The following is a 12,875-nucleotide window of genomic DNA, read 5'->3' as shown; positions in this document are numbered from 1 at the left end:
GTCCTTTCATGATGCGGCGCTCCAGGCCGCGGCGGCAAGCTTGTGAAGGTGAGTGCGCAAATCCTGGGGCCAGGGCGCGACGAGTTCATCGAAACGCGAACGATCGCCGGCGAAGAGCGCGCGGGTCGCGTCCTCGAAACCCGGCAGGTCGCCCGCGATCGCGGTCATGAAGCGGTAGGTGGCTTCGCGCGCGCCGCGTTCGGCGTCGCGGCCGGCATGCACTCGGCGGGCCTCGTCGACCAGGCGCCGCAACGCCACCGAGGCGCCGCCGGGCTGGCGGCCGAGCCATTCCCAATGGCGCGGCAACAGCGTGACCTCGCGCGCCACCACGCCCAGGCGTGGGCGGCCGACGCCGCGCGCCGTTTGTCCTTCGGATGGCGTGGCGGCCGCTGCGGGCGCAGGGCCGTGGCGCAGATCGAGGTCGAGACGGTCGCCCGTGGCGTCGTCGAACACGAAGGGTGCCGCGTCCTCGGCATGGCGGCGCAGCTTGCGCAGCTTGGCGATCACCTCGGCGCGCGGGCCGGACGCGATGCGCCGGAATCCCGCGAAAGCGGTGAGGGTGGATTCGGGTGCGGGGGATGACATGGGCGCGAATAATACCCGGACAAAAACCCCTTGGCAATCTACCCGGGTGAAAATTCAGCGGATCAGGCGGTGCCGCGCCATTGGCGCCACCGGCGGCGTGCGCCATCCTTCAGGCGGCGCACGACACGCCAGGTCGCGCTCGCGCGCACGATCGAGAGCATGCGGTCCTTCCAGGTCTTCCAGCGCGGATACCAGCGCGCGAACAGCGGAATGCGCATCAGCGTCGGCTCCAGCAGCTGGAACAGCCGCGCCACGATCGCGGTGCCGATCACCTTGGCCGCCAACAGCAGCAACAGCGCGCTCAGTCCGTGGCCTTCGCCGAGCAGGAACAGCCCGAGCAGCTTGATCGGGAACAACACCCCCATCGGTACGAAGAACGCCAGCAGCGCAGCCCATGGCGGCAGGGACCTGAGCCAGCGTTCGAAGCGCGCCCACAAGGGCAGGCGGGTCAGTTGCGCCACGACACGGGCCAGCGGTTCCCAACCCCATTCCTCGAACAGCAGGATCGGAACGAGGAGGACGGCGGCGAGTGCGGCCAGGAGTTTCTTGAGCATGCGCATGCCGGGCCATTGTCGCCGCGGGCCCTATGGCAAACTTCCGCGCTTTACCCGCCCTGCGTCGCCGGCCCGTCGGCGGCGCGCTCCAGGAACGCTCCTCCAGACATGCAGAAAATCATTCGCCAGCTCGCGGCCGAGATCAAGGTCGGCGAGCACCAGGTGAAGGCCGCCGTCGATCTGCTCGACGGAGGTGCCACCGTGCCCTTCATCGCACGCTATCGCAAGGAGGCGACCGACGGCCTCGACGACATCCAGCTGCGCGAACTCGAAGCGCGCCTGTCCTATCTGCGCGAACTCGAAGACCGCCGCGCCGCCGTGCTGAAAAGCATCGAGGAGCAGGGCAAGCTCACGCCCGAGTTGCGCGCCGCGGTCGAGGCCGCGCCGACCAAGCAGGAGCTCGAAGACCTGTACCTGCCCTACAAGCCGAGGCGCCGCACCAAGGGCCAGATGGCGCGCGAGGCCGGCATCGAGCCGCTGGCCGACAGGCTCTTCGCTGAGCCGACGCTGAACCCCGCGGAAGAAGCCGCGGCCTTCGTCAAGCCGGCCGCCGACGGTCTCGATTTCTCGACCGTCGCGCTGGTGCTCGACGGCGTGCGCGACATCCTCTCCGAGCGCTGGGCCGAAGATGCGCCGCTGGTGCAGCGCCTGCGCGAATGGCTGTGGGCCGAGGGCCTTCTCAAGTCGAGCCTGATGAGCGGCAAGGACGAGAACAACGCCGACGTCTCCAAGTTCCGCGACTACTTCGACTACGACGAGCCGATCGGCCGCGTGCCTTCGCACCGTGCGCTGGCCGTGTTCCGCGGCCGCGCGCAGGACATCCTCGATGCCAAGCTGGTGCTGCCGGTCGAGCCCGAGCCGGGCAAGCCGTCGATCGCCGAAGGCAGGATCGCGCTGCACCTTGGATGGAGTCATGCGGGCCGGCCGGCCGACGATCTGATCCGCAAGTGCGTGGCCTGGACCTGGCGCGTCAAGCTCGCGCTGTCGACCGAGCGCGACCTCTTCACGCGGCTGCGCGAAGAGGCAGAGAAGGTCGCGATCAAGGTCTTCGCCGACAACCTGCGCGACCTGCTGCTGGCGGCGCCCGCCGGCCCGCGCGTCGTGATGGGGCTGGACCCGGGCATCCGTACCGGCGTCAAGGTGGCGGTGGTCGATGCGACCGGCAAGCTGGTCGAGACCGCCACCGTGTTCCCGCACGAGCCGCGCAAGGATTGGGAAGGCTCGCTGCACACGCTCGGCAAACTGTGCGCCAGGCACGGCGTGAACCTGATCGCGATCGGCAACGGCACCGCCAGCCGCGAGACCGACAAGCTGGCGGCCGACCTGATCAAGCTGCTCGCAAAGATGACGCAGCAGGCCGGCGCGCCGGCGGTGAACGTCGAGAAGGTGGTGGTCAGCGAGGCCGGCGCCTCGGTCTATTCGGCGAGCGAATTCGCGTCGCAGGAAATGCCCGACGTCGATGTCAGCCTGCGCGGTGCCGCGAGCATCGCACGCCGGCTGCAGGATCCGCTGGCCGAGCTGGTGAAGATCGATCCCAAGTCGATCGGCGTCGGCCAGTACCAGCACGACGTGAACCAGAGCGAGCTCGCGCGCACGCTGCATGCGGTGGTCGAGGACTGCGTGAACTCGGTCGGCGTCGACCTCAACACCGCGAGCGTGCCGCTGCTGTCGCGCGTCTCGGGCCTGTCGGCCAGCGTGGCCAAGGCGGTGGTGCGCTGGCGCGAGGCCAATGGTGCGTTCGCGAGCCGGCAGCAATTGCTGGACGTGAGCGGCTTCGGTGCCAAGACCTTCGAACAGAGCGCAGGCTTCCTGCGCATCCGCGGCGGCGCCAATCCGCTCGACGTGACCGGCGTGCATCCGGAAACCTACCCGGTGGTAGAAAAGATGATCGAGAAGACCGGCAAGCCGATCGCCGAACTGATGGGCCGCGCCGAGATGCTCAAGACGCTGCGGCCCGAGCTGTTCGCCAACGAGAAATTCGGCGTCATCACCGTCAAGGACATCCTCGGCGAGCTCGAGAAGCCGGGCCGCGACCCGCGACCCGACTTCAAGGTGGCGCGCTTCAACGACGGTGTCGACGACATCAAGGACCTGGTCGAAGGCATGGTGCTCGAAGGCACGGTGAGCAACGTGGCCCAGTTCGGCGCCTTCATCGACCTCGGCGTGCACCAGGACGGGCTGGTGCACGTGAGCCAGCTCTCGCACAAGTTCGTCAACGATGCGCGCGAGGTCGTGAAGACGGGCGACATCGTCAAGGTCAAGGTGATGGAGGTCGACGTCGCGCGCAAGCGCATCGGGCTGTCGATGAAGCTCGATGCCGCGCCGTCGCGGCGCGATGGTCCGCGCGAGAACCGCTTCGAAGGGGCAGGGCGCGGGCAGCAGGGACCGCGCCGCGACAACAGCCCGCAGCCTTCGGGGCAGATGGCTTCCGCCTTTGCCAAGCTGCAGGGCCTGCGCAAGTAAAGTGGGCGCATGAAGGCGCTGCGCATCCACGCCGGCCCCGCGGCGCGCGCGCACATCGAGGCCCATGGGCTGCGGCCGCAGGACGTGCGCATCATTCCCGGCGCGGCGGGTGGACCCAAGGGCTTGATCCTCGGGCCGATCGACCGCTTTCTTTTTTCCGAATGGCTGCCGCAATCGGCGCAGCCCGTCGATCTGGTCGGCGCATCGATCGGCGCCTGGCGACTGGCCAACGCCTGCCTCGACGATCCGAAGACGGCCTTCGAGCAGTTCGAGCACGGCTACATCCACCAGCACTTCGAAGTGCCGGCGGGCCAGAAACGTCTGAGCGCGAAAGAGGTCAGCGCGCAGTTCTGCGAAGGGCTGCGCAGCTTCTACGGCGGCCGCGTCGACGAGGTGCTGCGCCACCCGCGCTATCGGCTGCATGTGATCACCTCGCGCGGCCGGCACATCCTCGGGCGCGAGGGCAGGGCGCGCACGCCGGTCGGCTACCTGGGCGCCTTCCTCTCCAACAGCATGCATCGCCGCAGCCTGGGCGCATGGCTCGAACGCGTGGTGTTCTCCAGCCCGGGTGCGGTGCTGCCTTTCGGCACGCGGGACTTTCGCACGCGGCAGGTCGAACTGATGCCCTTGAATTTCGAGCTGGCGCTGCAGGCTTCCTGCTCGATCCCCTTCATGCTCGAGGCCGTGCACGACATCCCCGGCGCCCCCCGTGGCGCGTACTGGGACGGCGGCATCACCGACTACCACCTGCACCTGGACTACGGCAACGCCGACGGCATCGTGCTCTATCCCCATTTCCAGAAAGCCGTGGTGCCGGGTTGGCTCGACAAGGGCCTCAAGTGGCGCCATGGCGCGACCCGCTTTCTCGATCGCATGGTGCTGCTGGCGCCGGACCCCGCATGGGTGAAGAGCCTGCCCAACGGCAAGCTGCCGGACCGCAACGACTTCGTGCGCTATGGCAACGACGCATCCGCGCGCATGAAAGCCTGGCGCGCGGCAGCCGACGCGTCGCGCCAGCTGGCCGATGAGTTCGCGCAATGGCTGCATGCGGGCAGCGCGTGCGACGTGCTGCCCTTGTGAGGGCGCGCCGCGGCTACAGTCGGGCGTGCATCAACGGAGGATCTTCATGAATGCAACTCGAATCGTCGGCCTCGTGCTGATCGTGGCCGGCATTGCAGCCCTCGGCATGGGCGGCTTCAGCTTCACCAAGGAAACGCATCAGGCCAAGATCGGGCCGATCGAGCTCTCGCTGCAGGAAAAGCAGGAGGTCGACTTCCCGGTCTGGGCCGGGGTGGCGGCGATCGTCGTGGGCGGCGCGCTGCTGGTGTTCGGCGGCAAGAAGGGCTGAGTCCGGCGCGACGTCAGACCCAGCCTGCGATGGCCGCTCCGGCCGATGCGATCGTGGCATTGCGCGCATTGGCCGGCGCCTCCGTTTCCGTGAGATAGATGGTGACCAGGATCGGTGCGCGACCCGGCGGCCGCAGGATGCCGATGTCGTTGGTCGCGCCGCGTTCTCCGGAGCCGGTCTTGTCGCCGACCTTCCAGCCCGCGGGCAGGCGCGCACGCATCCGTTCATCGCCGGTCTTGTTGGCGTCGAGCCAGCGCAGCAGCTGCGCGCGCGAAGAGGGCGACAGCGCATCGCCGACGAGGATCTTTTGCAGGTTGCCGAGCATGGCGGCGGGCGTGGTGGTGTCGCGCGGGTCGCCCGGGCGGGCCTCGTTGAGCGAGGTCTCGTTCCGGTCGAGCCGCGTGAGCGTGTCGCCCAGCGAGCGCGCATAGGTCGTGAACACCTTCGGTCCGCCGAAGCTGGCGAGCAGCATGTTACCGGCCGTGTTGTCGCTGCGCGTGATGGCGGCTTCGCAGAGTTCGGCCATCGTCATGCCGTTGCCGCCGGCGTGCTGGCCGGTGATCGGCGAACCATCGACCAGATCGCGCGCACCGAAGACCACGCGGCGCTCCAGCCGTTCTTCATGCCGGTCGACGCGCGCGAGCACGAGCGCAGAAGCGAGCAGCTTGAAGGTGCTGCACATCGGGAAGCGCTCGTCCTCGCGATGGCCGGCGCGCTGTCCGGTGGCGGTGTCGAGCACGCCGACGCCGAGCCGGCCGCCGCTGCCGCGCTCGATCTCTGCCAGCTGCGCCGGCAGATCGGCCAGAGATTCGGCGCGAGCGAGCGATGACATGCCCAGGGATGCGAACAGTGCGGCGGAGAATTGACGTCGATGAATCATGGAAGGGTCCTGAAAAGCGAATGACTTTCGGCGATCCGCATCGACGGCACAAACGATAGTATTTGTTGCCTCGCCCCAGAAAAACTACCAGCTCGACGATGACGCGCCCGCACCTTCCGCTCAATGCCTTGCGCGCCTTCGAATCCTCCGCACGCCATCTGAGCTTCACGCTGGCGGCGTCGGAGCTGAACGTGACGCAGGCCGCGGTGAGCCAGCAGGTCCGCGGGCTGGAGGCGCGACTGGGCGTTGCGCTCTTTCGCAGGTTGCCGCGCGGCCTCGCGCTCAGCGACGAAGGGCATGCACTGCTGCCGGTGCTGGTCGATGCCTTCGGCCGCATGGAAGCAGTGATCCAGCAATTCGACAACGGCCATTTCTTCGAAGTCCTCACGGTCGGCGTGGTGGGCACCTTCGCGGTCGGATGGCTGATCCCGCGCCTGCGGCTGTTCCAGGAAAGCTGCCCCTTCATCGACCTGCGGCTGATGACGCACAACAATGTCGTCGACCTCGCCGCCGAGGGGCTGGACTTCGCGATCCGGTTCGGCGACGGCACCTGGCAGGGGATGCAGGCCGAGCATCTGACGGATGCGCCGCTGACGGTGCTGTGCGCGCCCGCCGTCGCGGCACGCATCATGCGGCCGCAGGCCCTTGCCCACGAGACGTTGCTGCGTTCGTACCGCCCGGACGACTGGCCGGGCTGGTTCGCTGCGGCCGGCATGGCATGCCCGGCGATTCGCGGGCCGGTCTTCGATTCCTCGCGGCTCATGGTGGAGGCCGCGATGCAGGGCGCCGGCGCGGCGCTCGCGCCGGCCTCGATGTTCGCGCAGGAACTGGCCGATGGGCGGCTGGTGCGGCCGCTCGAGATCGAAGTGATGACCGGGAGCTATTGGCTCACCCGCCTGCGGTCCAGGCCGCAGAGCCAGGCGATGCAGGCCTTTCGCCAATGGCTGCTGGAGCAGACCGCCGCCATCGGCGCCCCGAAGGGCCGGCCGGCGAGACGCCGACTGTACGATCCGGAGCTTCGCATCCAACCCGTGCCGTCTCGGACATGAACCCCACCCTTGCCGCAGTCGCGGCCGATCGCGCAGGCATGCCGCCGCTCACGCCCAAGATGGCCGGCGTGGTCGATCGCATGGCACGCGCGCGCAATCCGCCGCTCTACACGCTGACACCCGCAGAGGCCAAGGCCGCCTACGAGAAAGGCGCCGGCGTGCTCGAGGTGCCGAAGCCCGCGCTCGAGCGCGTCGAAGACTTCACGCTGCCCGCGCGCGATGGCCATGCCTTGCCGGCGCGGCTCTATGCGCCTTCGCATGAGGTGCTGCCGTTCCTGCTGTACTTTCATGGCGGCGGCTTCACGGTCGGGAGTATCGCGACGCACGACACGCTGTGCCGCGTGCTGAGCCGCCAGAGCGGCTGCGCGGTGGTCTCGCTCGACTATCGCCTCGCACCCGAGCACAAGTTTCCGACCGCCCAGAACGATGCCTGGGACGCACTGGCCGCGCTGGCGAAGAACGCAGCGCAATGGGGCCTCGACGGCACGCGCATCGCCGTCGGCGGCGACAGCGCGGGCGGCACGCTGGCTGCGGTCTGCGCGATCCTGGCGCGCGACGCCGGGCTGCGGCTTGCGCTGCAATTGCTCTTCTACCCGGGCATGACGGCGCACCAGGACACGCCCTCGCACCGCCGCTTCGCCGCCGGGCCCTTGCTCGGCGAGCCGCTGATCACGTGGTTCTTCGCCCAGTACGTCCACAATCGTGCCGAGCGCGACGACTGGCGCTTCGCGCCGCTGAATGCCGAGGACGTGGACGGTGTCGCACCGGCCTGGCTCGGCCTGGCCGAATGCGATCCGGTCGTCGACGAAGGCATCGCCTATGCCGACAAGCTGCGCGCCGCAGGTGTCGCGGTCGACCTGGAGATCTACCGCGGCGTGATCCACGAATTCGTCAAGATGGGCCGCGCGATCCCCGAGGCGCTGCAGGCGCACGCCGATGCGGCCCGCGCACTGAAAGAAGCCTTGCAACCATGACCGACAATCAGCAGAAATCCGACTTCCGATTCTTCCATCGCCTGCGCGTGCGCTGGGCCGAGGTGGACATGCAGAAGATCGTCTTCAACGCGCACTACCTGATGTACTTCGACACCGCCGTCTCGGATTACTGGCGCGCGCTGGCGCTGCCGTATGAAGAGGCGATGCAGTCGCTGGCGGGCGACCTCTATGTGCGCAAGGCGACCATCGAATTCAATGCCTCGGCCCGCGTGGACGATCTGCTCGACGTCGGCATGAAGTGCGTGCGCGTGGGCAACTCGTCGATCGTCTTTCACGGCGGGCTGTTCCGCGGCGACGATCTGCTGGTGAGTTGCGAACTGGTCTATGTCTTTGCCGATCCGGCCACGCAGACCTCCAGGCCGGTGCCGCAGGTGCTGCGCGCGATCTTCGAAGACTACGAAGCGGGAGGCTCCATGCGCGAGATCGTCACAGGGACGTGGGCCTCGCTCGGTGAGGGTGCGGCTGCGCTGCGGCGCGCGGTGTTCATCGAGGAGCAGAGGATCCCGGACGAACTCGAATGGGACGCGCACGATGCTATCGGTTTGCACTGCGTCGCACGCAACCGGCTGGGCCAGGTGATCGCCACCGGGCGGCTGATCGCGGACGGCACGGGCATCGGCCGCATCGGCCGCGTGGCGGTTCACCGCGCACTGCGCAGCGGTGGCCATGGTGCCGCGGTGATGCGCGCGCTGGAAGAAGCGGCGAAGGCGCGCGGCGATCGCGAAGTCACGCTGCATGCTCAGCGCAGCGCGCAGCCCTTCTACGCGCGGCTCGGCTATGCGCCGCACGGCGAGCCCTTCGAGGAAGCGGACATCGCGCACATCGAGATGCGGCGGCCGCTCCAGGACGCGCTCTAAGCCCTCAGATGTCCTCGAGCAGCGCGTAGGGCAGCGGCTCGATGGTGAGTGCAGCACCATCGACCGCGCCGGCGTGCAGGCCCCCGGCTTCCAGGGCCGCGATCTGGATCGAGATCAGCGCGGCCCATCCACCGTCCGGCGCCAGGGCGGCCTGGGCCACGGTGCCGACGGGCTGTTCGGCGTTGTGGGCGGCAAAGACTTCCTGGCCCGCGGCCAATGCGGCATCCGCCTTCACGAGGTAGGTGCGGCGCTTGAGCGTGCCGCGGAACTGGCTGCGCGCCACCACCTCCTGGCCCGGGTAGCAACCCTTCTTGAAGTTCACGCCGCCGACCGATTCGTAGTTGAGCATCTGCGGCACGAAGGCCTCGACCACCGGCTGGGTCAGCGTGACGATGCCGCTGCGCACCTCGCTCCATTGCCACAGCGCGAGATCGAGGTCGGCACCCTGGGGCGCCGCGCTGGCGGCCGGTGCGATCCATAGCGCGCGCGGCACGCCGTCGGAGGGATAGAGCGCGACCACCTGCGCCTGGCCGGCCACGCTGCACCGGCCCGGCGCCGAGCCGGCATCGATGCCATTGGCGGCCAGCGCAGTCCCTGCCAGGCCATGGAGCGCGAACTCCTCGCTGGCATCGCTCAGCTTCACCTTGGCGCGCAGCACGAACATCGACAGCCGCTTCAGCGTGGCGGGAAGGATGTCGCGGCTGCACACCAGCAGGATCCGATCGGGTTGCGGCCGGATACCGATGAAACTCGCGATCACGCGGCCCTTGGCCGTGCACAGTGCGGCCAAGCGCGCTTCGGAGGCACCGAGCAGCACGAAGTCCTGGGTCAGCTGGCCATGCAGGAAGTCGGCGGCATCGGGGCCTTCGGCGCGAATCACACCGAGGTGAGGGAGGGCGGTGACGCCATTCAGAACGACAGAGGTCATCGCTGAATTATCATGGTCGGCTTCGTTCCGTTCGACCCGCAGGGCTACCTGTTTTCTGTGTCCGCCTCTCTCCATCGGAATCCGTGCGCCGCTTCTTTCTCAAGCTCTTTCTCCTGGCTGCCGTGCTTGTGCTCGGCGCCGGCGCGGCAGGTCTGTGGTGGGTGAACCAGCCGCTGAAGCTGCCTGCGCCGGCCGTCGACCTGTCGGTCGAACCCGGCACCACGCCGCGCGGCATCGCGCAGGCCATATCGGACGCCGGCGTGGGCGCGCCCGCGCCACTGCTCTATGGATGGTTCCGCTTCTCAGGGCAGGCGCGGCAGATCCGGGCCGGCAGCTACGAATTGGAGCGCGGCGTCACGCCGCGCCTGCTGCTGAACATGCTGGTGCGCGGCGAGGAAGCCACGCGCAGCGTGGTGCTGGTCGAAGGGTGGAACTTCCGCCAGGTGCGCGCCGCCCTGGCCAAGGCCGATCAATTGAAGCCCGAGACCGTCGGCCGGACGGACGAGGAGGTGATGGCCCTGCTCGGCAAGCCGGGCCTGCACCCCGAAGGCCGCTTCTTCCCGGACACCTATACCTATTCCAAGGGTTCGACGGATGTGGCGCTGCTGCAGCGCGCCATGCGCGCGATGGACAAGAGGCTGGATGCCGCCTGGGCTGCGAGAGCGTCCAGCCTGCCGCTCAAGACGCCCGATGAGGCGCTGATCTTGGCCAGCATTGTCGAAAAGGAGACAGGCAAGGCCAATGACCGTGCCGAGATCGCAGCGGTCTTCGTCAATCGCCTGCGTGCGGGGATGCCTTTGCAGACCGATCCGTCGGTGATCTATGGCCTCGGCACGCGCTTCGACGGCAACCTGCACAAGAAGGATCTCCAGACCGACACGCCGTGGAACACCTATCTGCGCGGCGGCCTGCCGCCGACGCCGATCTCGATGCCCGGCAAGGCGGCGCTGCTGGCGGCGGTGCAGCCGGCGCAGAGCAGCTCGCTCTATTTCGTGTCGCGCGGTGACGGTTCGAGCCAGTTCAGCAACTCGCTCGACGAGCACAACCGCGCGGTGAATCGTTATCAGCGGGGCGGCGACCCCAGCCAGCGGAGCGGCCAATGAAGGGATTGTTCCTGACGCTCGAGGGCATCGACGGCGCCGGCAAGTCGAGTCACATCGATGCGCTTGAAGCGCTGTTCAAGGCCGAAGGCCGGCAGGTCACGCGCACGCGCGAGCCGGGCGGCACGCCGATCGCCGAGATCCTGCGCACGATGATTCTGGAGCAGCCGATGGACCCGCTGACCGAATCGCTGCTCGTCTTCGCGGCCCGTCGCGATCACGTGGTGCGGGTCATCGAACCCGCGCTGGCGCGCGGCGACGTCGTGCTGTGCGACCGCTTCACCGACGCCACCTTCGCCTACCAGGGCGCGGGCCGAGGCTTCGACACGGCCGTGTTGTCGATGCTCGAAGAATGGGTGCAGGGAGGAGGGCGCAGCGCCGGACCCGAGGCCTTGCTGCAGCCCGACGTCACGCTCTGGTTCGATCTGGCGCCGGAGCTGGCGGCCGAGCGGCTGGCCGGTGCGCGGCTGCCGGACAAGTTCGAGTCGCAGCCTGTCGAATTCTTCCGGCAGGTCGCGGCCGGCTATGCCCAACGGGCCGCAGAGACATCGCGTTTCCTTCGGATCGATGCGAGCCAGTCGCGCGATCAGGTCTGGCAACAGGTCGAGGCTGCCCTGGCCGGGCGCGGCGTGGTCGCGTCGCGGATCGGGAGGGCATCATGAACGCGTCCGCCCTGTCGCCGTGGTTGCGCGAGCCGCTGGTCGAACTGCTGCGTCAGCGCGGCCATGCCTGGCTGCTGCAAGGCCCTTCCGGCCTGGGGCAATACGAACTCGGCCTGGCGCTCGCAGCGGCCTGGCTGTGCGAGCAACGGGACGAGGAAACGGGCGAGGGCGCCTGCGGCCACTGCCCCAGCTGCCATGCGATCCAGGTGCGCACGCACGCCGATCTCTGCATGCTCATGCCCGAGGTGGCCATGCAGGAACTGGGCTGGCCGCTCGACGAAAAGGCCCAGGCCGACATCGACGACAAGAAGCGCAAGCCCAGCCGAGAGATCCGCGTCGAAGCGATGCGCGATGCGGTCGGCTTCGCACAGCGCACCAGCGGGCGAGGGCGAGGGAAGGTCGTGCTGGTCTATCCGGCCGAGCGCATGAACACCGTCACCGCGAACACGCTGCTGAAGACGCTCGAAGAGCCGGTCGGCGATGTGCGTTTCGTGCTCGCCACGGAGGCCGCGTGGCAACTGCTGCCGACGATCCGCAGCCGTTGTCTGGGGTTCACCTTGCCGTGGCCTGCGAGCGAGGAAGCGCGGGACTGGCTGGTGGCACAAGGCGTGCCGCCAGCGGATGCGCTCGGCTTGCTGCGCAGTGCCGGCGGCCGGCCCAGCGATGCGCTGCGATTGGCGGGCCAGGGACAATCGCCCAAGGCCTGGGCCTTGCTGCCCAAGGCCATGTCGCGCGGCGATGCGAGCGCCCTGGCGGACCATGCGCCATCGCAGGCCATCGGTGTGCTGCAGAAGCTGTGCCATGACCTGATGGCGGCGGGCAATGGCGCCGCGCCGCGCTTCTTCGAAGCCGCGGATCTGCCGCCAGCCCCTTCGCGGGTTGCGCTGGCCCGCTGGTCGAAGTCGCTCGCAAACGCGGCAAAAACCGCAGAACATCCGTTCAATGCAGGGCTGATGCTCGAGGCGCTTGTGAGCGAAGCGCGAACCACCCTAAACTCGGCGGGTCGTCGCCCATGAACACACCTGCACCACCCACGCCCCCCGCACCCGCCCGGCCCAGCGTCATTCAGCTGGCCATCAAGGAAAAAGGGGCTCTCTATGCAGCGTACATCCCGCTGTTCGCCGAGGGTGGGATCTTCATCCCGACCTCGCGCGAGTACCGCCTCGGCGACGATGTCTACGTGCTGCTCACCCTGCCTGAAGATCCACAGCGTTATCCGGTGGCCGGCAAGGTCGCCTGGATCACGCCGGCGCGCGCCGCTGGCAATCGTGCACCGGGTGTCGGCATCCGTTTCCCGGCCGACGAGAAGTCACGCCAGCTCAAGGCCCGGATCGAAGAGGCGCTGGGCGGCACGATGGCGTCCGACCGCCCAACACAAACTATTTGACTCGCCCCCAGGCTTGCCCACTTCGTGTGGCCGCCAACCCCCCTGCCGGGGGCGATACCGGCGGACC

The 12,875-nt window shown here is 68.4% G+C and carries 14 protein-coding genes; 10 read left to right on the top strand and 4 right to left on the bottom strand.

Annotation, left to right across the window (positions count from 1 at the left end):
* Positions 1-6: 6 nt before the first annotated feature.
* Both WDLP6_RS13440 and WDLP6_RS13435 read right to left on the bottom strand, forming a co-directional pair.
* Positions 7-585: a DUF2239 family protein gene (locus tag WDLP6_RS13440; protein ID WP_162592731.1), complete on the bottom strand. Its 579-nt coding sequence runs from the start codon at positions 583-585 to the stop codon at positions 7-9.
* A 62-nt stretch (positions 586-647) separates the two neighbouring features.
* On the bottom strand, positions 648-1,139 hold the full coding sequence (locus WDLP6_RS13435) for a hypothetical protein (RefSeq protein WP_232077056.1): 492 nt from the start codon (positions 1,137-1,139) through the stop codon (positions 648-650).
* A 108-nt stretch (positions 1,140-1,247) separates the two neighbouring features.
* Between WDLP6_RS13435 and WDLP6_RS13430 the strand changes: the two genes are divergently transcribed.
* The 3 genes from WDLP6_RS13430 to WDLP6_RS13420 are packed head-to-tail and all read left to right on the top strand — an operon-like array spanning position 1,248 to position 4,950.
* Complete coding sequence (locus tag WDLP6_RS13430) at positions 1,248-3,602, top strand: Tex family protein (protein ID WP_162592729.1); 2,355 nt, start codon at positions 1,248-1,250, stop codon at positions 3,600-3,602.
* Positions 3,603-3,611: 9 nt separating this feature from the next.
* Positions 3,612-4,682 carry a phospholipase gene (locus WDLP6_RS13425; protein WP_162592728.1) on the top strand — a complete coding sequence of 357 codons (1,071 nt, stop codon included), beginning with the start codon at positions 3,612-3,614 and terminating at the stop codon, positions 4,680-4,682.
* Between the two features lie 46 nt (positions 4,683-4,728).
* The gene (locus WDLP6_RS13420) at positions 4,729-4,950 is read left to right on the top strand and encodes a hypothetical protein (RefSeq protein WP_162567687.1); all 222 of its coding nucleotides are present in this window, start codon (positions 4,729-4,731) and stop codon (positions 4,948-4,950) included.
* 13 nt (positions 4,951-4,963) lie between these two features.
* On the opposite strand, the gene bla is transcribed toward WDLP6_RS13420, so the two are convergent.
* Positions 4,964-5,830: a class A beta-lactamase gene (gene bla, locus WDLP6_RS13415; protein WP_162592727.1), complete on the bottom strand. Its 867-nt coding sequence runs from the start codon at positions 5,828-5,830 to the stop codon at positions 4,964-4,966.
* Positions 5,831-5,928: 98 nt separating this feature from the next.
* On the opposite strand from bla, the gene WDLP6_RS13410 reads away from it, so the two are divergent.
* From WDLP6_RS13410 to WDLP6_RS13400, 3 genes are read left to right on the top strand one after another with little or no spacing between them, the layout of a single operon-like run.
* Positions 5,929-6,879: a LysR family transcriptional regulator gene (locus tag WDLP6_RS13410; RefSeq protein ID WP_162592726.1), complete on the top strand. Its 951-nt coding sequence runs from the start codon at positions 5,929-5,931 to the stop codon at positions 6,877-6,879.
* Positions 6,876-7,853, top strand: a complete 978-nt coding sequence (locus tag WDLP6_RS13405; protein ID WP_162592725.1) for an alpha/beta hydrolase — start codon at positions 6,876-6,878, stop codon at positions 7,851-7,853. Before WDLP6_RS13410 ends, WDLP6_RS13405 begins: the two co-directional genes overlap by 4 nt.
* Positions 7,850-8,731: a YbgC/FadM family acyl-CoA thioesterase gene (locus WDLP6_RS13400; RefSeq protein WP_162592724.1), complete on the top strand. Its 882-nt coding sequence runs from the start codon at positions 7,850-7,852 to the stop codon at positions 8,729-8,731. Before WDLP6_RS13405 ends, WDLP6_RS13400 begins: the two co-directional genes overlap by 4 nt.
* 4 nt (positions 8,732-8,735) lie before the next feature.
* Here the strand turns inward: WDLP6_RS13400 and ygfZ are convergent, their stop codons facing one another.
* On the bottom strand, positions 8,736-9,659 hold the full coding sequence (gene ygfZ, locus WDLP6_RS13395) for a CAF17-like 4Fe-4S cluster assembly/insertion protein YgfZ (RefSeq protein WP_162592723.1): 924 nt from the start codon (positions 9,657-9,659) through the stop codon (positions 8,736-8,738).
* 83 nt (positions 9,660-9,742) lie between these two features.
* On the opposite strand from ygfZ, the gene mltG reads away from it, so the two are divergent.
* Genes mltG through WDLP6_RS13375 form a run of 4 tightly spaced genes read left to right on the top strand, consistent with a single transcriptional unit; the run spans position 9,743 to position 12,808 of the window.
* The gene (gene mltG, locus WDLP6_RS13390) at positions 9,743-10,762 is read left to right on the top strand and encodes an endolytic transglycosylase MltG (protein WP_162592722.1); all 1,020 of its coding nucleotides are present in this window, start codon (positions 9,743-9,745) and stop codon (positions 10,760-10,762) included.
* The gene (gene tmk / locus WDLP6_RS13385; protein ID WP_162592721.1) at positions 10,759-11,421 is read left to right on the top strand and encodes a dTMP kinase; all 663 of its coding nucleotides are present in this window, start codon (positions 10,759-10,761) and stop codon (positions 11,419-11,421) included. The genes mltG and tmk overlap by 4 nt, the downstream gene beginning before the upstream one ends.
* Positions 11,418-12,437 carry a DNA polymerase III subunit delta' gene (locus tag WDLP6_RS13380; protein ID WP_162592720.1) on the top strand — a complete coding sequence of 340 codons (1,020 nt, stop codon included), beginning with the start codon at positions 11,418-11,420 and terminating at the stop codon, positions 12,435-12,437. Before tmk ends, WDLP6_RS13380 begins: the two co-directional genes overlap by 4 nt.
* Positions 12,434-12,808, top strand: coding sequence for a PilZ domain-containing protein (locus tag WDLP6_RS13375; RefSeq protein ID WP_162567678.1), 375 nt, complete (start codon positions 12,434-12,436; stop codon positions 12,806-12,808). The genes WDLP6_RS13380 and WDLP6_RS13375 overlap by 4 nt, the downstream gene beginning before the upstream one ends.
* Positions 12,809-12,875 lie beyond the last annotated feature (67 nt).

Source organism: Variovorax sp. PBL-E5 (assembly GCF_901827185.1).
Taxonomy (GTDB): domain Bacteria; phylum Pseudomonadota; class Gammaproteobacteria; order Burkholderiales; family Burkholderiaceae_C; genus Variovorax.
The sequence above is the reverse complement of the archived record's forward strand: the minus strand, read 5'-3'. Positions and strand labels throughout refer to the sequence as shown.